The sequence below is a fragment of the Natronincola peptidivorans genome, assembly GCF_900111615.1.
In the GTDB taxonomy this organism is placed as follows: domain Bacteria; phylum Bacillota; class Clostridia; order Peptostreptococcales; family Natronincolaceae; genus Natronincola_A; species Natronincola_A peptidivorans.
This window is the reverse complement of sequence record NZ_FOHU01000001.1, coordinates 275,613-297,759: the sequence shown is the minus strand read 5'-3', so window position 1 is coordinate 297,759 and position 22,147 is coordinate 275,613. Positions and strand designations below refer to the sequence as shown.

At 31.2% G+C, this 22,147-nt stretch carries 20 protein-coding genes; 8 read left to right on the top strand and 12 right to left on the bottom strand.

The window, feature by feature from the left end:
• Positions 1-67 precede the first annotated feature (67 nt).
• The 6 genes from BMX10_RS01515 (at position 68) to BMX10_RS01490 (ending at position 5,378) form a co-directional block, all read left to right on the top strand.
• Positions 68-739 (top strand): DUF2953 domain-containing protein, encoded by a 672-nt coding sequence (locus tag BMX10_RS01515; RefSeq protein ID WP_090438229.1) that lies wholly within the window; start codon positions 68-70, stop codon positions 737-739.
• The gene (ytfJ, locus tag BMX10_RS01510) at positions 720-1,166 is read left to right on the top strand and encodes a GerW family sporulation protein (protein WP_090438226.1); all 447 of its coding nucleotides are present in this window, start codon (positions 720-722) and stop codon (positions 1,164-1,166) included. Before BMX10_RS01515 ends, ytfJ begins: the two co-directional genes overlap by 20 nt.
• A gap of 112 nt (positions 1,167-1,278) precedes the next feature.
• A complete protein-coding gene (locus BMX10_RS01505) occupies positions 1,279-1,701 on the top strand; it encodes a MazG nucleotide pyrophosphohydrolase domain-containing protein (protein ID WP_090438223.1) in 423 nt (140 codons plus the stop codon).
• Positions 1,702-1,823: 122 nt separating this feature from the next.
• Positions 1,824-2,921 (top strand): D-alanyl-D-alanine carboxypeptidase family protein, encoded by a 1,098-nt coding sequence (locus tag BMX10_RS01500; RefSeq protein ID WP_244272594.1) that lies wholly within the window; start codon positions 1,824-1,826, stop codon positions 2,919-2,921.
• 218 nt (positions 2,922-3,139) lie between these two features.
• A complete protein-coding gene (locus BMX10_RS01495) occupies positions 3,140-4,072 on the top strand; it encodes a sulfide/dihydroorotate dehydrogenase-like FAD/NAD-binding protein (RefSeq protein ID WP_090438216.1) in 933 nt (310 codons plus the stop codon).
• 19 nt (positions 4,073-4,091) lie between these two features.
• Positions 4,092-5,378, top strand: coding sequence for an FAD-dependent oxidoreductase (locus BMX10_RS01490; protein ID WP_090438213.1), 1,287 nt, complete (start codon positions 4,092-4,094; stop codon positions 5,376-5,378).
• A 33-nt stretch (positions 5,379-5,411) separates the two neighbouring features.
• Here BMX10_RS01490 and uvsE read toward each other — a convergent pair whose 3' ends face one another.
• From uvsE to BMX10_RS01475, 3 genes are all read right to left on the bottom strand, one after another.
• On the bottom strand, positions 5,412-6,377 hold the full coding sequence (uvsE, locus tag BMX10_RS01485; protein WP_090438210.1) for a UV DNA damage repair endonuclease UvsE: 966 nt from the start codon (positions 6,375-6,377) through the stop codon (positions 5,412-5,414).
• 793 nt (positions 6,378-7,170) lie between these two features.
• Entirely contained in the window at positions 7,171-8,652 is a 1,482-nt protein-coding gene (locus BMX10_RS01480; protein WP_090438207.1) for a UDP-N-acetylmuramoyl-L-alanyl-D-glutamate--2,6-diaminopimelate ligase, read from the bottom strand.
• Between the two features lie 66 nt (positions 8,653-8,718).
• On the bottom strand, positions 8,719-9,903 hold the full coding sequence (locus BMX10_RS01475; RefSeq protein ID WP_090438204.1) for a carboxylate--amine ligase: 1,185 nt from the start codon (positions 9,901-9,903) through the stop codon (positions 8,719-8,721).
• A 387-nt stretch (positions 9,904-10,290) separates the two neighbouring features.
• Between BMX10_RS01475 and BMX10_RS01470 the strand changes: the two genes are divergently transcribed.
• Complete coding sequence (locus BMX10_RS01470; protein ID WP_090438201.1) at positions 10,291-11,415, top strand: tyrosine-type recombinase/integrase; 1,125 nt, start codon at positions 10,291-10,293, stop codon at positions 11,413-11,415.
• A 111-nt stretch (positions 11,416-11,526) separates the two neighbouring features.
• Complete coding sequence (lexA, locus tag BMX10_RS01465; protein ID WP_090438198.1) at positions 11,527-12,153, top strand: transcriptional repressor LexA; 627 nt, start codon at positions 11,527-11,529, stop codon at positions 12,151-12,153.
• A gap of 169 nt (positions 12,154-12,322) precedes the next feature.
• On the opposite strand, the gene BMX10_RS01460 is transcribed toward lexA, so the two are convergent.
• The 9 genes from BMX10_RS01460 to mutS all read right to left on the bottom strand — a co-directional run bounded on the left by BMX10_RS01460 (position 12,323) and on the right by mutS (position 22,029).
• Positions 12,323-13,609 carry a methionine gamma-lyase family protein gene (locus tag BMX10_RS01460; protein WP_090438195.1) on the bottom strand — a complete coding sequence of 429 codons (1,287 nt, stop codon included), beginning with the start codon at positions 13,607-13,609 and terminating at the stop codon, positions 12,323-12,325.
• Between the two features lie 113 nt (positions 13,610-13,722).
• The gene (locus BMX10_RS01455) at positions 13,723-13,953 is read right to left on the bottom strand and encodes a hypothetical protein (RefSeq protein ID WP_090438193.1); all 231 of its coding nucleotides are present in this window, start codon (positions 13,951-13,953) and stop codon (positions 13,723-13,725) included.
• A gap of 10 nt (positions 13,954-13,963) precedes the next feature.
• A complete protein-coding gene (locus BMX10_RS01450) occupies positions 13,964-14,527 on the bottom strand; it encodes a hypothetical protein (RefSeq protein ID WP_090438190.1) in 564 nt (187 codons plus the stop codon).
• The gene (locus tag BMX10_RS01445; protein ID WP_090438187.1) at positions 14,505-15,113 is read right to left on the bottom strand and encodes a GTPase domain-containing protein; all 609 of its coding nucleotides are present in this window, start codon (positions 15,111-15,113) and stop codon (positions 14,505-14,507) included. Before BMX10_RS01445 ends, BMX10_RS01450 begins: the two co-directional genes overlap by 23 nt.
• A complete protein-coding gene (locus BMX10_RS01440) occupies positions 15,113-16,087 on the bottom strand; it encodes an AAA family ATPase (protein ID WP_244272593.1) in 975 nt (324 codons plus the stop codon). The genes BMX10_RS01445 and BMX10_RS01440 overlap by 1 nt, the downstream gene beginning before the upstream one ends.
• 163 nt (positions 16,088-16,250) lie before the next feature.
• Positions 16,251-16,493, bottom strand: a complete 243-nt coding sequence (gene hfq, locus BMX10_RS01435) for an RNA chaperone Hfq (protein WP_090438183.1) — start codon at positions 16,491-16,493, stop codon at positions 16,251-16,253.
• A gap of 105 nt (positions 16,494-16,598) precedes the next feature.
• On the bottom strand, positions 16,599-17,540 hold the full coding sequence (gene miaA / locus BMX10_RS01430) for a tRNA (adenosine(37)-N6)-dimethylallyltransferase MiaA (protein ID WP_090438927.1): 942 nt from the start codon (positions 17,538-17,540) through the stop codon (positions 16,599-16,601).
• Between the two features lie 15 nt (positions 17,541-17,555).
• On the bottom strand, positions 17,556-19,400 hold the full coding sequence (gene mutL / locus BMX10_RS01425) for a DNA mismatch repair endonuclease MutL (protein WP_090438180.1): 1,845 nt from the start codon (positions 19,398-19,400) through the stop codon (positions 17,556-17,558).
• 10 nt (positions 19,401-19,410) lie between these two features.
• On the bottom strand, positions 19,411-22,029 hold the full coding sequence (gene mutS, locus BMX10_RS01420; RefSeq protein ID WP_090438177.1) for a DNA mismatch repair protein MutS: 2,619 nt from the start codon (positions 22,027-22,029) through the stop codon (positions 19,411-19,413).
• Positions 22,030-22,147 lie beyond the last annotated feature (118 nt).

The following is a 22,147-nucleotide window of genomic DNA, read 5'->3' as shown; positions in this document are numbered from 1 at the left end:
CTAAATAGAGTCTATTATACAAAAAAATGGAAATGCTACTAATAGCACGATTTAGAGGTGATTTAATTTGCAAACATATTACTATTTAGTTGGTATATCCATTTTTTCAGTATGCTTGTTTATTGCACTGTTGTTTATAAGCATTACTATTGACATAAAGATTTTAAGGGAAGGAGAAAATGATGAAGTAATTATTGTTCTATCTGTTCTCAATGGTTTTTTCAAATATAAAATTGATATACCTTTTTTAGATATGGTACACACTGGAAATAATCTAATAAGAGCTAAAATACATAATGATACAGAGGTTGGCAATAAAAAAGAACAAATAAACGATTCTTGGGAGGAAGAGCTTAATTTTAATGAAATAAAAATAATTTTTGAAGAAATTCAATCCTTCAAAAAAAAATACTGGAATGTTATTGAATATATCAAAGGAAAACTGAGGATCAAGAAGGTCTTGTGGTATACAAAGATAGGCTTAGAAGATGCTGCTATTACAGCTATAGTAACTGGAATTATATGGGTCATAAAAACTAATATTATCTTATTTATTAGAAATACACTAAACTTGGAGGATATCAGTATCGATGTAGTACCAAATTATATGTCAAAAAAATTTGCGTTAACTTTTCATTGTATAGTAGGTTTGAAAATAGGATATATTATTATTGCAAGCATAAAATTATTGATGATGAAATTTAGAGGTGGTGAAAAAATTGAACGAGCATCCAATTGAAGCATTAATGAAAACTACCATGGAGAGTATTAAAGAAATGGTAGATGTCAACACAATTGTAGGAGATGCTGTTGAAACTCCTGATGGTACAGTTATTATTCCTATATCAAAAGTATCCTTTGGATTTGCTTCAGGAGGTGGAGATTATATAAATAATAATTCAGATGAAGAAAAAGAGGAGAAAGCTGAAGCTAAACCTGAAAAATATCCTTTTGCTGGGGGTACTGGAGCTGGGGTATCTGTACAGCCTGTAGCTTTTATGGTAGTAGGTAATGGTCAGATAAAACTAATGCCCGTTGACCAAAGAGCAAATATGATTGATAATCTAATTAATACTACTCCTAAGGTAATTAATACAATTCAAAGTATGTTTAATAAAAAAGAAAAAAGTAATGATGCAGAAAATAATATTATTTCATATGAATAGAGGATAGTTTCAACATCCTCTATTTTTGTGTCTAATTTATTTTGACATCTATTTGAAATTTAAAAATTTTAGAGTATAATGTTAATAAGTTTATAAAAAAAGGGGGTCAAGTATGAACTTAAGAGAAGCTATTGATATGATTTGGGATAATAGAAAATATAGTACCAACGATCCTAAAACTGCTATTAGTCACTTGAACGAAGAGGTTGCTGAATCGTTAAAAGCATTAATGAAGGGTGATTTAGATAAAGCTAAAAGAGAATTACAGGATGCAATGTCTTGTTTATTTATCGCATTAAAAGTATTGGATGTAGATGCTGAAGAAGCTGTAAATAAACAAGTTAAACAGATGAAAAAAAGGCATAGCAAAATAATGATATTTAAGGAAGATAAAGTGGAAATATATGTTGATGGTACATTAAAAGGTGGTTGGTCAATCTGGAGTACTGAAGACATTAAGGAAGCAGAGAAAATTGCTAAAGAGTTTGGTTGTGAAATTAAACACCAATTTAACGAATCCATAAATGATAAGTAAAACATGATTACTTATCATTTTTTTATGTAATTATATAGCATCAATATAGCTTCTTTTGTTCATAATAATTGAAGTAAAAGTAAATTATCTACTAAAACGAGGTGTGTTATATGTTTAAGAGGATGTTTAAATCGTTTTTTGTATTGCTATTCATAGCTCTCCTGAATCCATTTTTTGTTTCAGCCCAGGAAGTATATTGTAATGGCGCAGCAGGTATAGTATTAGATGTTGAAACTGGACGAGTACTATATGAAAAAAATATACATCAGGAGCTGCCTATGGCAAGCACAACTAAAATTATGACTGCTCTATTGGCTATAGAAAGAATTCCATTAGATCAACAAGTAAAAATTCATCCTGAAGCCGTAGGCGTTGAGGGATCATCTATTTACCTTAAGGCTAACGAAAAGGTTAACATAATAGATTTATTGTATGGTCTAATGCTGAGATCCGGCAATGATGCTGCTACTGCAATAGCTTATGAAGTTAGTGGTTCTGTAGAAGATTTTTCTCAATTAATGAATCAAAGAGCGAAAGAAATTGGAGCAAAAAACACAAACTTTATGAATCCCCATGGTCTGCATCATCAAGAGCACTATACAACAGCCTATGATTTAAGTATGATTACAAGAGCAGCACTTAGAAATCCTACCTTTAAAAAAATTGTTAATACAAAGTTTTGGTTAGCCGATAGAGAAGACTATAAGCATTTTTCCAATAAAAATAAGATTCTGTCCATCTGTGAAGGGGGCGATGGGGTAAAAATAGGCTTTACAAAAAAAGCTGGAAGATGCTTAGTGGCTTCTGCCACTAGAAATGATATGCAATTTATCGCGATAACTTTAAACGACGGGGATTGGTTTAATACTGCAAAAAATTTATTAGATTATCATTTTGAATCCTACAAGCCATATGAGGTTTTTAAGGAAGGAGAGTTAGTAAAAGGTATCTCTGTTAAGAATGGTGAGAAGATGACAGCACAATTAAAAGCTTCTAAAAAACTTGTTGTACCAATAAAGGATGGAGAGGCTGAAAGGATTATATCGATAATAGATGTTCAAGAACCTCTATATGCCCCCTTAATGAAAAATCAGAGAGTTGGAAGGATTCTAACCTATTTAGATGGCAATCTAATAAATATTACAGACTTAACTACTGATGAGGACATAAATAAATTGTCTATTAAAGGTAAGGTATTAAGATTTATGAATCTAAGGTAGTATCAAAACTTTATCGTCTTCATATCTTTGTACACCAGCTACCATAAAGTATTTATAAATACGTTATGGTGGCTGGTTATTTAACTTTAATCTATTTTAACAACCTCAGTAGCTAAACTTATGCTACTTTTCTTTATTTGACTAGAAACATTGTAACATAATTATTCAAAATAAATATTCTATTATTATAGTTGTTTTTTAGTCAAAGGAGGGAATTTATGCGTAACCATAAATGGCAGTGTATCGATGCTGGAAGTGAATATTGCCCATGTTATTTAGCTGAAACGATGGATTGTATTACTTGTTCTCACTTAAAAGGAAAAGAGTTTTGTGACTGTGATTGGAGAGGAGTATGTATATATCAAGCCTTCAAATTTGAAGGAAATAGGAAAAAACCCCCTAGGGTAGATATAGAGGCTAAAATACTTCAACGTAAAGAATTAAATGATCATATAATAATCTTTGCTCTAAAAATACCCCATACCTTAGCTAGACAAATAAATCAACCAGGCTCTTATATTTTCATTAGAAATAAAAATTATAATCAATATTTTGATATTCCCATATCCATAATGCATGTGGATACAAAGAATGATGTTGTAGAAATTGCTGTCGAAATTCATGGAGTAAAGACGAAAACCATCAAAGAAACAAGTGATCAATTATTGATTAGAGGTCCTTATTGGAATGGAATTTTTGGATTAGAACATTTAAAAACAACAAAAAATTCAAATGCTTTAGCAATAGTTAGAGGAGTAGCTCAAGCACCAGCCATATTAGTTATTAATCATCTGTTAAAAAATAATAATACTGTAGATTTAATTCTTGATAAATCCACCACTAATTATAATCTTATTAAGGAATATTGTAATATTCATGCTGTAGGGGAAGGTAATCTATATGAAATGGATGGTTTAGATCTTATTAATAAACAGATAAATACTAAAAAATATGAACTTGCCTTTATAGGTGCTTCAGATTATTTAAGAGATAAAATATTCTCTTCTATAGAAAATTTGAAAGAGATAAACACTGTAATGACTAATAACAATGAAATTTGTTGTGGTGAGGGTATTTGTGGTTCATGTACTGTATATGATTTAAATGGAATTCCTATTCGTACATGTAAGACTCAAATTATAAATAATTAAAGCTGGGGAGGAATTTCTGATGAGTAAACCAAAAGTGGTAATAATCGGTGGAGGCTGGGCTGGGTGTGCAGCTGCGATTACAGCAAAAAAAGCCGGGGCTGACGTGGCAGTACACGAGCGAACGGATATGCTTTTAGGTTTAGGTAATGTAGGAGGGATCATGAGGAATAATGGAAGATATACTGCTGCTGAGGAGTCAATTTTATTAGGATCCTATGATTTATTTCAGTTGTGTGATGATTTTTCTAGACATAAAAATATTGATTTTCCTGGACATAAACATGCAAGTCTTTATGATGTGAATATTATTGAACCACAGGTAACGAGGCTCCTTACATCTCAAGGGATTGAAATTTATTTAAAAAGTAGAGTTACAGATGTTATTAAAGAAAATAATAGCATCACCGCAGTGAAATTACATGACAATCGTGTTATAACCGGAGATGTATTTATTGAAACTACAGGCTCTACAGGTCCTATGGGGAATTGTCTTAAGTATGGGAATGGATGTGCTATGTGTATATTAAGATGTCCATCCTTTGGCCCTAGGGTTAGTATAAGCTATAAGGCTGGTGTAGAGGATATACTAGGCCGAAGAGCTAATGGTTCTTTTGGAGCCTTTAGTGGTTCCTGTAAGTTAAACAAATATTCTTTATCTGAAGAATTGATACAAGAGTTAAACAATAAAGGGGTAGTGGTGTTACCTTTACCTAAAGAGGATATCAACTTAGATAAACTGAATATCAAGGTATGTCAACAATATGCTTTAAAGGAATATGCTGAGAACATAGTTTTACTAGATACAGGACATGCGAAGCTGATGGCACCTTTTTATCCTTTGGAAAAACTAAGAAGTATAAAAGGTTTTGAAAATGCTAGATTTGAAGATCCCTATGCTGGTGGTATAGGTAACTCTATTAGATATCTATCCATAGCACCACGTAATAATAGCATGAAGGTGGAAGGTGTAGATAACTTATTATGTGCAGGAGAAAAGGGCGGCCTTTTTGTCGGTCATACAGAAGCGATAGTCACAGGTAGTTTAGCTGGTCATAATAGTGTCAGAGTATTATTAGGAATGCCTTTATTAGAGCTACCGAGAAACCTTGCTTCTGGTGATTTGATTGCATATGCTAATGAGGAAATAGTAAAGGAAGAAGGCTTAAAGAGAAGATATACTTTTGCCGGGGCTAGCTTTTTTAACAGAATGAAGGAAAAAGGATTGTATAGTTTAGACACTAATGAAATAAAGAAAAAAATAGAAAGATTAAATCTATTAAATATATACACAGAGAAATTAATATAGTCAATAGGAGGGTAGAGGCCCTCCTATAATTGATTAATTTATTTCTACAGCTGCATCATTTATTACCCTAATTTTTGATTCCTGTTTTAGATCTTCAATTAGTTGAAATAATGCTAAATCTTTATTTTTAGCCTCAATCATAACATCAAAATCCTCACCATAATTTTGGGCTGCATTAATAAAATCCATTAGAAAATCCTTTTCAATATAATCAGCATGTGCTCTAATGTTCTTTTCATTTTTAGGACTAGAAGCATGAATTTTAGGTGGCTGCTTTTCATTTCTCCATGTATTAAAAATTGATGGTAGCAAGGCTTCTAGTTTTTCTCCATTATTATTGCACCAATGATGATGAATGTCTAGTACCATAGGTATTTCCAAATGTTCACAGATTTCTAAGACTTCCTTAGCAGTAAAAGACTTATCATCATTTTCTAAAATAATTCTATCTTTATATCTCGTATCTAATCCTTTAAAATTGCTAATAAATCGTTCTGTAGCCTTTAGTTTGTTTCCATAGGTACCTCCAACATGCAAGACAAGCTTTGCATCATTAGAAGATAGGTCCATGGCTTCAAAAATTCTTGCATGGTATTCTAAGTCCTCTAAAGAAGCTCGTAAAACATCCTCATTTAAAGTATTAATAAGAGTAAAATGGTCAGGGTGAGCACTTACTCTGAGATTATATTTCTTTATATAGTCACCTATATCCTTATAGAGTTCACGAAACTCCGTTATGTAATCCCATTTTAAAACATCAGGATGAGTAGCAAGGGGTACTAGCTTAGAAGTGAAACGATAGACCATGATATTATGTGCTTTATTGTAAATTAGAATCCTTTTAGTAGTATCTAAATTCTTTTTTGTTAAAGATTTCAGCTTGTATAGTTTTGTTTCATTATCTGGAAGATTAGAGTAGAGCTTATATGTTATTGTTTTATTTGGAGAACCTTCATTAATATTTAATGCTATAGCAACATATCCAAACCTAATGACCAAGATAAACACCTCCAATAATAATATGCCCAATTTATCAAATAAATCATAAGAAGGCCTGTAAAAAAAACATGCCTTTCATGTAATATCGATTAATATCGATTCTCAATTAATAAAATGCTGGGAAATAGCTGATCTTAAAACCAGTTTCTTACAGATAGTACAACGCCATGTGAATATTAATACATAGGATGTATATTATGCATATTGTGTATAATTATAAACTCTTTATGCATTCGGTTTTTCTAAGTCGAATGTGGTCGCAAAAGCTAATGTAATGGTTGTAAAAAATGTCGATAAATCCTAGGGTGTAGTTGACAAATTATTTATTTTGAATGCAGTTTGATGTCGAAGATTATTATAGCTAGAACCTTTAGATTCTAGTGGATTCGACAGCGGTAATCCCCATAAATATAGTTGTTATGTTTTAATAGTAAGCTCTAAATTGAACGCCAGCTAGAACTTTAAAGCTTTTTAATTTCTCAGTATTTAATTATTGTCATAAAAGTTTCGCCATTGTAATTAATCTAAAGAAAGAAGTAGTAAGGGGTTAGATATTCGATATAAAAAATAGGGCTAGATTTATATAGTCAGTGGTAACCCTTACTCCTTATAACTATTCTTTAAATGTATATTTAGGGAATAGTTATAGATTATAAATAATATTGTTATTGATTACCGCTTCTGCTAGAATTATTTTCTAACAGTTATCAAAAATATAAAACCTCCTAAAGTTGATTTACCATGTACTTGTCTTCCATGTTTAACTTTAGGAGGTTTAACGATTATTCTAGTATTAACTTGTTTTTTGATCATTACTAACTAATTCAATAACTATTTCTTTTTCATTAAAAGGAATTGCTTCATCACCAATAATTTGGGTGGTTTCATGACCTTTGCCTGCAATTAAAATTACATCATCCTTCCTACTGTTTTCAATTGCATATCTGATAGCTTTTTTTCTATCAATAATGGCCACATAATCACCATTTTCCTCTTCAATCGATTCGGTGATATCTGCTATGATTAGTTCCGGATTATCTCTTTTAGGGTTGTCAGATGTAACAATGGAAAGATCAGCATATTTGGCAGCTACCTTACCCATACCTCTTCGTTTACCTTTGCCCGATTCTGCTCCTGGAGCATATACTCCAAAAACTAGTATAATCCTTCCTTTGGCAAATTGTTTTATGGTAGTAAGTGCTTTTTCTAAAGCATCCTCCGTATGGGCAAAGTCTATAATGACTGTGTAGTCTTTACCTGTAGGCACTATTTCAAACCTTCCTTTAATATATTTAACTGCATTAATACCTTTTTGTATGTCTATTAAATCAATATTATTACAATAAGCACATGCAATTGCTGCTAAACTGTTATAGACATAGATAGTACCTGGAATGTTTACATGAATATCAATACTTCCTTTTGGTGTATTTGCAACATATTTTACTCCTTCAACAGAATAACGAATATCTGTTGCATAGATATCAGCTTTATTCTCAATGCCGTAGGTGATTAGTTTCGTTTCATAGTTTTTAATTCGTTTAATTAGTTTTATTCCATATTCGTCATCTGCATTTACTACATTATAATCTTTTGTCATTTTAAATAGTTCAGCTTTTGCATTAAAATATTCATCCATGCTTTTATGTAATTCTAAATGATCTGGAGTAAGATTAGTAAACACACCAGTATTAAAACTGCATGCAGCTACTCTATGAAGACTTAATGCATGGGATGATACTTCCATAATACAGGTTTCAATATTATATTTTAAAATCTCAGAAAACGTTCTCTGAAGCTCTAATGATTCCGGAGTTGTATTCTTATTTTCTGTTATTTGATCGCCAATTACGCTCCCAATGGTGCCTATAAGACTAGTTGGCCTATTGGTTTGTTCAAAAATAGATTTCACCAAATAGGTTATGGAGGTTTTGCCATTTGTTCCTGTAATTCCAACAATATTTAAGCTATCACTAGGATTATGATAATAATTTGATGATATTTTAGCTAAAGCCTTTCTAGAATTTTGAACCTTCAAGATTGTGATGTTGTTACCTTCTATTGCTATATCCTTCTCGAGGATAATAGCAGATGCCCCCTTTTTTATTGCTTCATTAATATAAGCATGTCCATCTTCTCTATAACCAGAAATAGCTACAAAAACACTATTCTCTATTACTTTTCTTGAGTCATAAGCTATAGAGCTTATTTCTTTATTTATATCTCCTTTTATCTCAATAAAATCAAGGCCTTTTATTAATGTAGATAATTGCATTATAATATCCATCCCTTACAAATATTTTGGTGACTTCACATATCTAATAAAGCGTGTAAAAGGTTACTATTTTCTTGATATCTTTCTAAATACCTTATTAAGAATTATTTTTAAAAAGCTAAAGGCTGGTTTAGGATCCTTCCAATCCCAAATTGCATATGCTTTTGGCTTAAAATAGGAAACAAGCACTTTCCCCAAAGATAGTTGTCCAGTTTTAATATATTCCTTAACAGCTAATAAGTCTTCAAATGCATACCAAAACACTATGTTAGTATCTTCTTTAATTGCTTTAGGCTCTAGAGGGTTGCCGGTTAAGTCCCTATAGGCAATATATGGCATATTGAGACCCACCTTATATAATAGCTGATTAAAATTAGTCGTTCTAACATTTAATTCAATCAAATAAAATTTTCCAGTTTCAGCATCTTTTTTAAACTCTATTTCCACAAAGCCCTTAAATTTTATAGCTTCTAAGAATCCAGCTCCTATTTCGTACAACTCTGGAACATACTTTTGAGTGGTATAAACAGAAGCTCCAAAATTTATTGGATACTGACGATACTTTTGAAAGGTTGTCCAGTGAGTAATCTTTGCATTTTGATTTAGATAAGCATCAAAAGTATACATATGGTCATCAAAGCCTGGAATAATCCTTTGAACGATTACTTCTAATCCTGCTTTTTTTGCTTTAGCCACTGCAGTTTCTAATTCTTCTCTATTCTGGACTTTAAACATTTTTCTTCTAAATACTGATACAAATGTATGAGAATCAACAGGCTTAACAATACACGGAAATTTAAGAGTATTTTCTGCTTTTTCTAAGAAATCTTCCTCATACATGCTTACAGTTTCTGGTACTGCTACACCTTTTTCTATGGCCAGTTTATGTAATTTTTCTTTATTCATGGTTTTGGTATATAAACCAGGTTCCGTCTGAGGAATTAGAAAAAACTCTTTAAGCTCTTCTAAATGCTGATCTATGACTTCAACATAGGGGTCTGCAGATGGAAAAAGCACAGGAGGATGACTTTGTTTGTTGGCATAGTTTTTTAGAAAACTAATAAATTCTCTAGTTTCTTCTCTATAATGGGGAGCAATTATTCTCTCAGAACAATATTTAGATTCAGAGCCATATGTATCCTTCCTAGAGTGATCTATAGCAACAACTGTTATTCCATTTATCCCTAAACAACGTATTAGGCTAAGGCCTATATAGTAGTTTGACCCTAAGACTACAGCTTTATTCTCCATTCTTGTTTCCTCCCTATTCAGTTAGTTAAGCACTCTAAAAATTTCTCATAGCCTTGTTAAAGACAGTAAATATCAATATAGAGAAATAGAGAGAAATAAATAAAGTTAATTTTAGAGTACCAATAATATTTATTCTTGTCAAGGTAATTATGGCTATATGTTTGTTATTTCAATGGATACACCTTGTAGCCAATTTAATGTTATTTAAATTCCTCTTTTTACTAAAATATTAGCTGATTTTTATCTAGCTTTTCCCTACTAGAAAAAATCATTTCATATTTTTCTAGTTCTTATTATGATTTTAACTGTTTTTATTGACTAATATACTTATCACTCTCCGGAAATGATATAATATACTTAAAACAAAAGTTGTAAAGAGGTGTGTTTATGTCAAAGAATAGATTATTAATACACAATAAATCTGATAAGCCTGATAATATAGTTTTAAAACAGAACCAGATAGTTGAAAGATGCCTAGAAATTGAAGGACAATTACCATCCTTCATGAGAGATTTCTTTTTATATTTAAAAAGTGGTGTTGCCTTATCTACTCGGTTAGCCTATTTAGAAGATATCTTTTTTTTCTGTAGATACCTTATTCATTCAAGCTCCTTAAGTCAAGCTTCATCTACTACAGAAATCTCAATAGAAGAATTTAGTCATATTGCTGCTAAAGACATAAATCGATTTTTAGGAGATTATTGTTCAAGATATACTATGGAAAATGAGGAATATACTAAGATAGTAGAAAATCATAATAGATCTTTAGCAAGGAAAAAATCTTCTTTATCTGTTTTATTTAAGTTTTTATATCGAGATGAAATAATCAGCAAAAATATAACTGATGGATTTAATCCTATTAGGTTGCCCAAACCACAGCCGGATGCAATTAAAAAATTAGAGATTGATGAAGTTGCAAAAATGTTGGATATTATTGAAACAGGTAGTGTCTTTACAGAGAAAGAGAAAATTTATTGGCAGAAAACTAAGCTAAGAGATAAAGCTATTATTGTATTATTTATTACTTATGGTCTTAGAGTAAGTGAACTGCAACAATTAAATGTTTCATCTTTTAACTTTAATAGAGGAGATTTTAGGATCTATCGAAAACGTGGCAAAGAAGTATTAATGCCTTTAAATAAAACCTGCGAAAGAGTTATTAAGGAATATATAAAAGATGAACGACCTTTAGATAGTATATTAGAGGATTATGATAAAGATGCACTTTTTCTGTCTATTCAAAACAAGCGTATGACAATTAGAGCTATCCGTAATTTAGTGAAAAAATATACATCTTTAGCCTTAGGAACTAGCCGAGATAGTGGTTATAGCCCCCATAAGTTAAGGGCAACAGCTGCTACCTCATTAATTCAACAAGGTTTTTCTATATACGATGTGCAAAATTTGCTGGATCATGATAATGTTACAACTACTCAACTATATGCAGCTCATAAAAAGGATGTAAAGCGAGAAATCGTTAAAAATTTTGAATGGTTAGATGAGGAACAATAAGAAATAACATGATTCATTATTGCGAACAAATGTTTGATATTGCATTCTTTATATGGTATACTAGTGGTATTATATACCTTAATAAATGATTAGAAGGGAGCCTCTATTTCTATGTATGAAGATTTAAGTAATAAACAGATGGAGATATTAAAATATATGAAAAAAGAAATTAATGCTAAAGGTTATCCACCCTCTGTTAGAGAAATCTGTCAAGCAGTGGAGTTGAAATCCACCTCAACAGTTCATGGACATTTAAACAAATTAGAAGAAAAGGGTTATATTAGAAAGGATCCTACAAAGCCAAGAGCTATTGAGATACTAGATAATGATTCTACATATGATTTTAGATTAAATAAAGAGATGATTAGCATACCGATCATCGGTAAGGTAACTGCTGGTGAACCAATTTTAGCAGTAGAAAATATAGAAGAAACATTCCCACTTCCAGCAGATTTTGTGAATCATAATAATAAAGATGTATTTATATTATCCATTAAGGGTGATAGCATGATTGAAGCCGGCATCCTAAACGATGATTATGTTATTGTGAGACAACAGACTCATGCCAGTAATGGTGATATTGTAGTAGCTTTGTTAGATGAAGAGGCTACAGTTAAAAGGTTTTATCGAGAATTTGATCATATCAGGCTGCAACCTGAAAATAAATTTATGGAACCTATCTTAGTAAAGGATATTGCAATTTTAGGTAAGGTTGTAGGGGTGTTTAGAAAAATATAAAATTAAAACCCAGAATATTGCGCACTTCTACTAGCGTTGCAATGGCTGGGTTTTCTTATGCCCTCAACCTCTCAGGGACAGGGGACGGAGGCATGTCCCTCTGCTTACGGGACGCATCTCCGTCCCCTGTCCCTCCGGCCTTTTTCCCCTCTTTGTCTAACTTGGGTTTTTATTTCCTTCTTTTTAAGTCTTTTATATTTTGCAATGCTTTTAGAGCACCTAATTTACTATGCTCATAAGTTAGTCCACCTTGAAAATATACTATGTAAGGTGGTTTTATTGGAGCATCTGCACTTAGCTCTATTGATGAGCCTTGTATAAAGGCCCCAGCAGCCATAATCACAGGATTATCATACCCAGGCATGTCCCAAGGTATTGGAGTTACAAATGCATCTACAGGAGCTGCTGCTTGTACTCCTTTGCAAAAGGCCAGTACTTTTTCTTCATCTTCTAGTTTGATGGCTTGGATAATATCACTTCTATCTTCGTTGTACTTAGGTTTTACCTCATATCCTTCGTTTTCAAATAGCTTAGAACAAAATACAGCTCCCTTTATGGCCTCTCCTACAACATGAGGAGCTAAAAACAGTCCTTGAAACATTGATCTATTTAAACCAAATGTTAAACCGCACTCTTTCCCAATCCCTGGGGACGTCAGTTTATAGGATATCAATTCAATTAAGTGTCTTTTGCCAACTATATATCCGCCGGATAAAGCTAGTCCTCCCCCAGGGTTTTTAATTAGAGACCCAGCTAAAATATCTACCCCCACCTCCGTAGGCTCTTTTGTCTCAAGAAACTCACCATAGCAATTATCGACCATACAGATAACTCCTGGGTTTTTAGCTTTTACTAAATCTACTATCTTTTTAATAGTTTGAATGTTGACAGCTTTTCTGAATCCATAACCAGTAGACCTTTGAATATATACTAGCTTTGTTTTTTCAGAAACTTTTTCTTCTATAGCTGGAAAGTCTATTTCTCCATTTATTAAAAAGTCAATTTGTTTGTAGCTTATATTAGTATTTTTAAAGCTTGCTGGATAGTTACCACTAATGCCAATTAGTTCATTTAGGGTATCGTATGGCTTGCCGGTAACAGCAATCATTTCATCACCACTTCTCAATAAACCTGTTAAGCATAAGGTTAGAGCATGAGTACCATTAACAATAGTGGGCCGCACTATAGCATCTTCTACACCAAAAACCGCGGCATAGATTTCTTCAAGTTTGTCACGTCCTATATCATTATATCCATAGCCTGTTGTCCAATTAAAATGCTGATCACTTAGATTGGCCTCTTGCATTTTATTTATTACCTTGTATTGATTAAAAGCTTTAATAGCATCTATCTTTTCAAAGGTTTCAGATAAGCTTGCTTCGATGTCATCAACCTTTTGTATAATACTTTCCTCAATTTCAAATAAGTTATGTAATATGTCTTTATCTAAATTCATCCATTGATACCTCCTCATTTGTTAATAATCTATTTCCTCCTTGGTTGTAATGATAAATCTCCTGCCTACCTAAAAGCTAGATTAAATACTATATTTTCTCCAAGCAGAATCGTCTATAGCTCAGTAGGGGGAATAATCCCTTCTGAGTTGAGTCTCATTTTATGAAGATTTTTAGAGCTAGAACAAATTGGACATTTTTTCTTGTTATAATAATCAATTTTTAACCCAATAACAGTCTGATTAATAGCCTTTTCCCGCCCCTCTTCTATCCCAATTCTTCTTCCAATGCTATACCCTAATAATAATATCACTAAGTAAAAGATAAGTATATACCCATAAAGCATTTGATCCCTCCTATATTTTATCATAGAGATAATTTACTAAAAAACTCGAAGTTAGAATTGTAATAGTATTAGTCCATGATATTATAAAGCATATGATTAAAAGAATACTAGAAGCTATTACGATTTCTCCTAAGCCCAAATTATTTACATAGTTTTTATAGCCATATTTAAAATCATATTGATAATCTAACAAATCATCTATAAATTGAATCAAAAGTATTGATAAAAAGGCAATAGCAAAAATATTAGGAGGAATGAAAATTATATTTAACAGTATCAATATAATCATTTCCTGGTACGCTTTAAGCTTTAAAGGTAAAATTTGATGAGGAAAGTAAAACATACCTATTATGTAAGCAGAAGTAAATATTGAAAACACTAGATGTGGCTGTAGTAGCATGGCTAAGGATAAAAAAAGTAGACTATAGGGCAGTTTATACTGTGAAAGATTAGCATAGATTTTACTTTCTGCTATCTTATCCTTAGTATCCTCATCTACCTCGTCATCTAGTAATTTTATTACTACCCCTAACAGTAATAATCCAATATATTTATTGAATAACTCTAGATACAAATTTATTCACCTCTTTAAAGCCTTTCATTTTTCTTGCAGAAATAGGTATTATGTAGGTATCCTTGAACTCTTTTCTTATAAATGATAAGCCTTTTTCACCTTCCTCTAAATCTATTTTGTTTGCTAATATACAGTAGGCTCCTCTTGAATGCCCATACTGATTAATCTGATAATCTATTTCACTTAAAGTGCTGCAACAATTATGATCTACACTAGAGGCATCTATCATATGTAATATTAAATCGGCTAAGTATAACTGTTTTAATGCCTCCGCCATTGATTTTCTAACTATTTCATTTGCACTTATTCCATCAATCAATCCTCCAGTATCAAATAATGTAATTTCTGTTCTCCCTTTGTACACAGGAATAGAAAGATTCATTCTACAGATTTCTTTTGTTTTAAATGGAGTTTGATTGATTAGATAGCTTCTTGCGACGTTTATAGAATAATTTTTTCTAGTAACGCTACCTTCAAAATTTTCAAATTCTAAGATGCAACTTGTAACCCCTAAATATTCAGCATAAGATAGAAAAAAAGTAGTTTTTCCTACATTGGGTTTACCTAGTAATATACAATTATTCATTAAGCTTCACCATCCAGAAAATCCTCTCTTTTAAGCATAATTAAATCATCTCTTGTACAAAGTTCTTTTTCTTTTAATCTAACTGCTTGCTTTCTTATGGATTTTTCTATTAGATTTCTTACTAATCTAGCATTACCAGAATATCTACTTTCTTTTTTTCTTTTGGAAGCTAAAATATTATAGAGCTTTGCCTTTGCAGATTTAGACATACTATATTGTCTCTCATTTACCATTAGTTCTGCTATGTCTATTAACTCTTCAATAGAATAATCTAAAAAGTCTATATGTATAGGAAATCTGGATTTAAGTCCAGGATTTACTTTAAGAAAATCATCCATTTCTTCTTGGTAACCTGCCAAAATTAATATAAACTGATCTTTATTATCTTCCATAGCTTTTACTAATGCATCTATTGCTTCTTTACCGAAATCCTTTTCCCCCCCTCTTGCTAAAGAATATGCTTCATCAATAAAAAGAATACCACCTAAGCTTTCTTTTACTTGTGTTCTGACTTTTAATGCTGTATGTCCTATATATTCCCCTACTAGATCTGCCCTTTCTACTTCAATTAGATGTCCTTTGCTTAAGAGGTTTTTTGCTTTAAATATTCTTGCTAAAATTCTTGCAACTGTCGTTTTTCCTGTCCCAGGATTTCCTTTAAATATCATATGCAGCACTAATGGGGCAGCATTAAGCCCTTGAAGTCTACGTCTTTGCTGTATTTCTATATATGCTAATATTTCATTAACAATTTCTTTTACTTCTCTCAGCCCAATTAGCTGATACAATTCCTTTATTATTGAGTCAAAGGAATCTTCTTCTCTATTGTTATCTTGAGAGGACTTTTGATTAATCTGTTCTGTACTTAACTTTGAATCTATAATAAGATGATTTAAAAATTCATTACTTCCAATAGAGCCTTGCTTTGCTAATTGATATAAATAGTTTACTTCCTTTTTTATCTTTTTCGGCACCTTTATCACCTCAAAATACATACTATATTATCATATTCCTCTACTATATAATATGTGATACAAATAGATAATAAAGGTGAATAATTACATTTCAGTTCATTTATATCTAAATGAAAAAACTTCCCTATTATAACTAATAAGGAAGCACGCTAATTCGTATTTATTATTCTGGTGAGTTTTTTGTGTTTTGTAGAAAATTTACAGTGGTACTAGGAGAAATGGTTGAAATAGCATGTTTGTATATTAATTGTTGTTTCCCATCTGTATCTAATACTATCGTATAATTATCAAATCCTTTAACAAGTCCCTTTAGCTGAAATCCATTTACCAAGTATATGGTTATTAGAATACTTTCTTTTCTAACTTGATTTAGAAAAATATCCTGTAGATTGATATTATTTTTCATGTTAACCCTCCTCAAATTATCCTAATACTAATATTTAATCAAAGCAATAAGACCTATGATTTTATAATTTTTCATTAATTTTGTCATATTACTATTATTATTATTCTATAAGAGATTAAAATGTCCTTCAATGTATTCCATAATATTATCGATTAATTTTTCATTTGAACTCCATTCAGATAAGTTATACCATTTAATATTTTCTAGTCTTCTGAACCAAGTCAGTTGGCGCTTAGCATATCTTCGTGTATCTCTTTTAATTATTTCTATAGCTTCTTCTAAACTATACTTACTATTTAAGTAATTTATTATTTCTTTATATCCTAGCCCTTTAAATGCTATAATGTCTTCTTTATACCCCAACGATAAAAGGTATTTCACTTCAGCAATTAGACCATCTTCTATCATTAAATTCACTCGTCTATTAATTCGTTCATACAACTCATCTCTATCTCTCGTTAATCCGATTAAGATAATGTCATATTCATCATTTAGCTTTAGTTGTTTACTAAAGTCTCCAATTTTCTCTCCACTTTCATGTACTACTTCTATAGCTCTAATTACTCGCTTGAGATTATTTTTATGGATTCTTTCAGCAGCTTCTGGATCTAAATCTAGTAATTTGTTATGTACATATTCATTGCCATACTTCTGTGCTTCTTCCTCTAGTTGCTTTCTTAAACTCCAATTAGATATTGTACTTGTAAAATCCATATTATAAATAATAGAATTAACATATAATCCTGTTCCACCTACTATAATAGGATTCTTCCTTCTATGAAAGATATCATCAATTTTTTCTTTTGCATCTTTTTGAAAGGATGCAACTGAATATTGTTCATCTGGTTCTATTATATCCATTATATGGTGAGGAATTCCTTGCATCTCTTCTTTTGAAGGTTTGGCTGTTCCGATGGTCATATGTTTATATATCTGCATAGAATCTGCGGATATAATCTCACCATTTAGCCTTTTTGCTAATTCTATAGCTGTGTTGGTTTTTCCCACAGCTGTGGGACCTAGAATTATTAGTAATTGATTTTTGATCAAAAAAACTACCTCCTACTGAATCCGCTTAAAATTCTTTTCAATTTCATATTTTGTTAATGATAATAAAATAGGCCTACCATGTGGACAGGTTAATGGAGGTGGTACTTCACTTAGCTGGATTATAAGAGCATTTATTTCATCTATATTCAATTTGTCCATCGCCTTTATAGCTTCTCTACAAGATTTTCTAATAATAATTTCATTGAAATACACTTTATTATGATTGCCATTTTTGAATTCATCTATAACTTCTAAAAGAAATTCAAAGTTTCTTGGCACCCCCATGATTAGAGGTACTTCTCTTATAATGATGGTATTCCTTCCGAAAACTTCTATTCCAAATCCTAAATCATTAAAAGTTTTAATATGCTCTGTCAATAACAGAAAATCTTCTTGAGGTAATTCAATAGCTTTTGCTTCCAATAATTGTTGAGTAATTATATTATTGTCTTTATATGCTTGTAGCATTTTATTATAGACCAGTCTCTCATGAGCAGCATGTTGATCAATAAGATACATAGCTAAATCTTTTTCAATAATTATATAAGTATCAAATAACTGTCCTATGATTCTATATCCTGTCAGTAGACTAGTTAAAAAGTTTTCTTGAGTAGTCTCTAAGTCTTTTTGTATATTATTATTTTGTGAAGTACTCCTGTTATTCTTTTCAAATTCTTTTTCAATAGTTTCTGTTTCATTATTTTTTTTAGCACCTTCAATTGATATCTGTAGGCTAGTAGATTTGTTGTTATTATGTGTATTATAGTTGCATTTATTCTCTTTGAAGATACTCTCAGTAGAAGGGTTATTTCCAGCTAAAAATGATTTCCAGTTAATATTTTTCATAACCATAGCAGGTATCTTTGTGTGTTTTGCTAAATTTGCAAGTATAGTTTTATAAATAAAGCTATATATTATTTCCTCATCATGAAATTTGATCTCAGTTTTTGATGGATGTATATTAACATCAATTATATTTGGATTTATGTCAATGTTTAGAACACATACGGGAAACTTATTAATCGGAAGTTTTTCTTTATAGGCGGTTTCAATAGCTTTATATAATAATTTGCTTTTAATAAATCTTCCGTTAACAAAAATAATCTCAAAATTTCTATTCCCTCTTACATAAGTAGGTTGACTAATATAACCATATAGCTTTATATCATTGGTAGAATTTTCTATATATATAAGATTTTTAAACAAATCTTTATCTAATATAGAAACAATCGTTTGTTCTAAATTATTATTTCCAGGAGAAGTAAACATAATATTGTTATTGTTAATGTATTTTAGTGTAATGTTGGGTTGACTAAGGGCAAGCCTTGACATTATTTCACCAATTTTTGTCGCTTCTGCCTGCGAGCTTTTCATGAACTTTAATCTAGCTGGTGTGTTAAAAAATATATTCTTAACTTCAATAGTAGTCCCATCAGGAGAGCCGACTTGTTGCTTATTAACCACCTTCCCACCCACAATATCTAATGATATGCCATATGGTTGCTCCCTCGGTTTTGTAATTATTTGTATTTGAGAAACAGCTGCAATACTTGCAAGAGCTTCTCCTCTAAAACCTAAGGATATAATAGAAGCTAAGTCCTCTAAGGATTGTATTTTAGATGTAGCATGTCTTGTAAAAGCCAGTTCCACATCTTCTTCATGAATGCCTTTTCCATTATCGCTAACTCTAATATACTTCTGTCCACCCTCTTTTATCTCTACAGTTATATTTGTAGCATTTGCATCAATGGCATTTTCAATTAATTCTTTTACAACTGAATAAGGGCCCTCTACTACCTCCCCTGCCGCTATTTTATTAATAGTCAAATCATTTAATATTCTTATTAATTTACTCATTTAATGCCTCCTAAAGATCATTGGCTTTCCTCTGTAAACGATAAAGAATGTTTAGAGCATCTATTGGTGTTGTTTCATGTAGATTAATTTGTTTAAGCTCATTTGCAATGTCTTCTTTATTCATGTCTATAAAATTCAACTGATGATTTTCTTTTGTATTTTTGCTGTCCTTACTCTCTTGTATACTTTCATGCTTTGTAATATCATTTTTTTCTAGATTTGTTAATATCTCCTTGGCCCTTGTGATAACAGCCTTTGGAAGTCCAGCCAGTTTAGCAACTTGAATACCATAGCTTTTATCAGCACTTCCTTCTACTACCTTTCTTAAAAATACTATATTTTCTCCCTCTTCTTTAACAGAGATACGATAATTTTTAATACCTTTAACCTTTCCCTCAAGCTCTGTTAATTCATGATAATGAGTAGAAAACAAGGTTTTACATTTTATATTCTTACTGATATATTCACTTACAGACCAAGCTATACTAAGACCATCGAATGTACTGGTACCTCTCCCAATTTCATCTAAAATTAACAAGCTATTATTAGTAGCATTGTTTAGAATACTTGCCATTTCACTCATTTCCACCATAAATGTACTCTGTCCTTGACTAAGATCATCACTAGCACCAACTCTAGTAAATATCCTGTCTACTACCCCTATAGTTCCAGAATCAGCTGATATAAAAGAACCAATTTGAGCCATTAATACAATTAATGCCACCTGTCTCATGTAGGTTGATTTGCCTGCCATATTTGGGCCAGTAATTATAGATACTTCATGTTCATTTTGATTTATATAAGTATCGTTAGGTACAAAAATACTATTGTTAGTCATTTTTTCTATTACTGGATGTCTCCCTTTATCGATACTAATTATTGTTTCATTATTAATTATAGGCTTTATATAGCCATTTTCATAGGCAACCTCTGCCAAAGAATATATGGTATCTAATTGAGCTATAGCACGTGCAGTATTTTGAATCTTAGCTACCTCTTTTTCTATAATACTACGTATCTGGTTGAAAAGTTGATATTCAAGTGAAATTACTTTTTCCTCTGAACCAAGAATTTTAGACTCTACCTCTTTTAAATCAGGTGTAATATATCTTTCACAGTTTGATAATGTTTGTTTTCTTATATATTCAGTTGGAACCATAGACAAATTTGATCTTGTCACTTCAATATAATACCCAAATACTTTGTTATATCCTATCTTCAACGATTTAATCCCCGTTTTTTCTCGTTCCTTTAGTTCTAAAGTAGTTATCCAGGATTTACCATCTCTAGATGCACTTCTCAACTGATCTACTTCTTGGTTATAGCCATCCTTAATAACATTACCCTCTTTTACTGCAATAGAAGGTTCCTCTAATATAGCCTCTTCAATTAAGTCTTTTATAGTATCATGATTATCTATTTCATCAACTATTGATTGTAACAAGCCAGCTTTCTGATTTATGATAATGTTTTTTATATTAGGTAGTCGCTTAAGAGAGTTTTTCAATGCTACTAAATCTCTAGGATTTACACTTCCATAAACAATTTTGCTGCATAGTCTTTCTAGGTCATAAATTTCCTTGAGATTTTCTTTAAGTTCTTTTCTTGTTAAGATATCTTCTTTTATACTTTCAACAGCATCTAATCTTAGATTAATCTTGTCCACATCAATTAATGGTTCTTCAATCCATTTCCGAAGCATTCTTCCTCCCATAGAGGTTACTGTCTTATCTAATACCCCTAACAAAGAACCCTTTTTCTTATTCTCTCTTATTGTTTCTGTCAACTCTAAATTTCGTCTAGTGGTTATATCTAGTATCATCGATTGCTTTAATGAATAAATGTGTATTTTGTTAAGATGATTTAGAGCTCTCTTTTGTGTCGTTTTAAGATAGTCTATTAATCCCCCAGTAGCGTAAATACCTAAGTGGTTTTTAGCAAAACCTAAGGAGTCTAATGTGAAAATTTGAAAGTGCTTCTTAATTTGTTTTAATACATAATCATATTCAAATCTCCATTGATCATATTTATTTATGTATAAATTATGTTTTTTCTCACATACTCTTAAAAAATCCTCTAGTTCATTATCTTCTATTGAATAAATTATCTCTTTGGGTTGTAATTTACATATCTCATCCTCAAGATTTTGTTTTAGATTTTCTTGAGTAATTTCCGTGGTAAATAATTCTCCTGTTGATACATCTACATAGGTTATCCCAAATCCACTGTTATTCCCATATATACACATTAAATAGTTGTTCTTTTTATCCTCTAACAACTCTGTATCTATCAAAGTACCAGGAGTAATAATTCTTACTACATCTCGCTTAACAATTCCTTTTGCCTCAGATGCATCTTCAATCTGCTCGCATATAGCTACTTTATACCCTTTCGTAATAAGCTTATTAATATAATTATTTACAGAATGATGAGGTACACCACACATAGGGGCTCTCTCTTCTAGACCACAGTCTCTACCAGTCAAAGTGATTTCCAATTCTTTAGATGCAACAATAGCGTCATCTAAAAACAATTCATAAAAGTCCCCTAGTCTAAATAGTAATAATGCATCTTTGTATTGTTCTTTTATCGTTAAGTATTGATGCATCATTGGTGTTAGCTTCTTCACTGTAATAACCCCCTTAAAAGAAATCATAGCTATATTATAACAGAAATATATCAATATTTAAAAAAATTATATAATAACTTTATCATTTATGATAACATTTTATATGATTACATGACTA

Bases quoted from the DNA above. Each gene is read 5' to 3' on its own strand.
- BMX10_RS01505 (WP_090438223.1), top strand. From the start codon at position 1,279: ATGAACTTAAGAGAAGCTATTGATATGATTTGGGATAATAGAAAATAT.
- BMX10_RS01500 (WP_244272594.1), top strand. From the start codon at position 1,824: ATGTTTAAATCGTTTTTTGTATTGCTATTCATAGCTCTCCTGAATCCA.
- BMX10_RS01495 (WP_090438216.1), top strand. From the start codon at position 3,140: ATGCGTAACCATAAATGGCAGTGTATCGATGCTGGAAGTGAATATTGC.
- BMX10_RS01490 (WP_090438213.1), top strand. From the start codon at position 4,092: ATGAGTAAACCAAAAGTGGTAATAATCGGTGGAGGCTGGGCTGGGTGT.
- BMX10_RS01480 (WP_090438207.1), bottom strand. From the start codon at position 8,652: ATGCAATTATCTACATTAATAAAAGGCCTTGATTTTATTGAGATAAAA.
- BMX10_RS01475 (WP_090438204.1), bottom strand. From the start codon at position 9,903: ATGGAGAATAAAGCTGTAGTCTTAGGGTCAAACTACTATATAGGCCTT.
- BMX10_RS01470 (WP_090438201.1), top strand. From the start codon at position 10,291: ATGTCAAAGAATAGATTATTAATACACAATAAATCTGATAAGCCTGAT.
- lexA (WP_090438198.1), top strand. From the start codon at position 11,527: ATGTATGAAGATTTAAGTAATAAACAGATGGAGATATTAAAATATATG.
- BMX10_RS01460 (WP_090438195.1), bottom strand. From the start codon at position 13,609: ATGAATTTAGATAAAGACATATTACATAACTTATTTGAAATTGAGGAA.
- BMX10_RS01455 (WP_090438193.1), bottom strand. From the start codon at position 13,953: ATGCTTTATGGGTATATACTTATCTTTTACTTAGTGATATTATTATTA.
- BMX10_RS01445 (WP_090438187.1), bottom strand. From the start codon at position 15,113: ATGAATAATTGTATATTACTAGGTAAACCCAATGTAGGAAAAACTACT.
- hfq (WP_090438183.1), bottom strand. From the start codon at position 16,493: ATGAAAAATAATATCAATCTACAGGATATTTTTCTAAATCAAGTTAGA.
- mutL (WP_090438180.1), bottom strand. From the start codon at position 19,400: ATGAGTAAATTAATAAGAATATTAAATGATTTGACTATTAATAAAATA.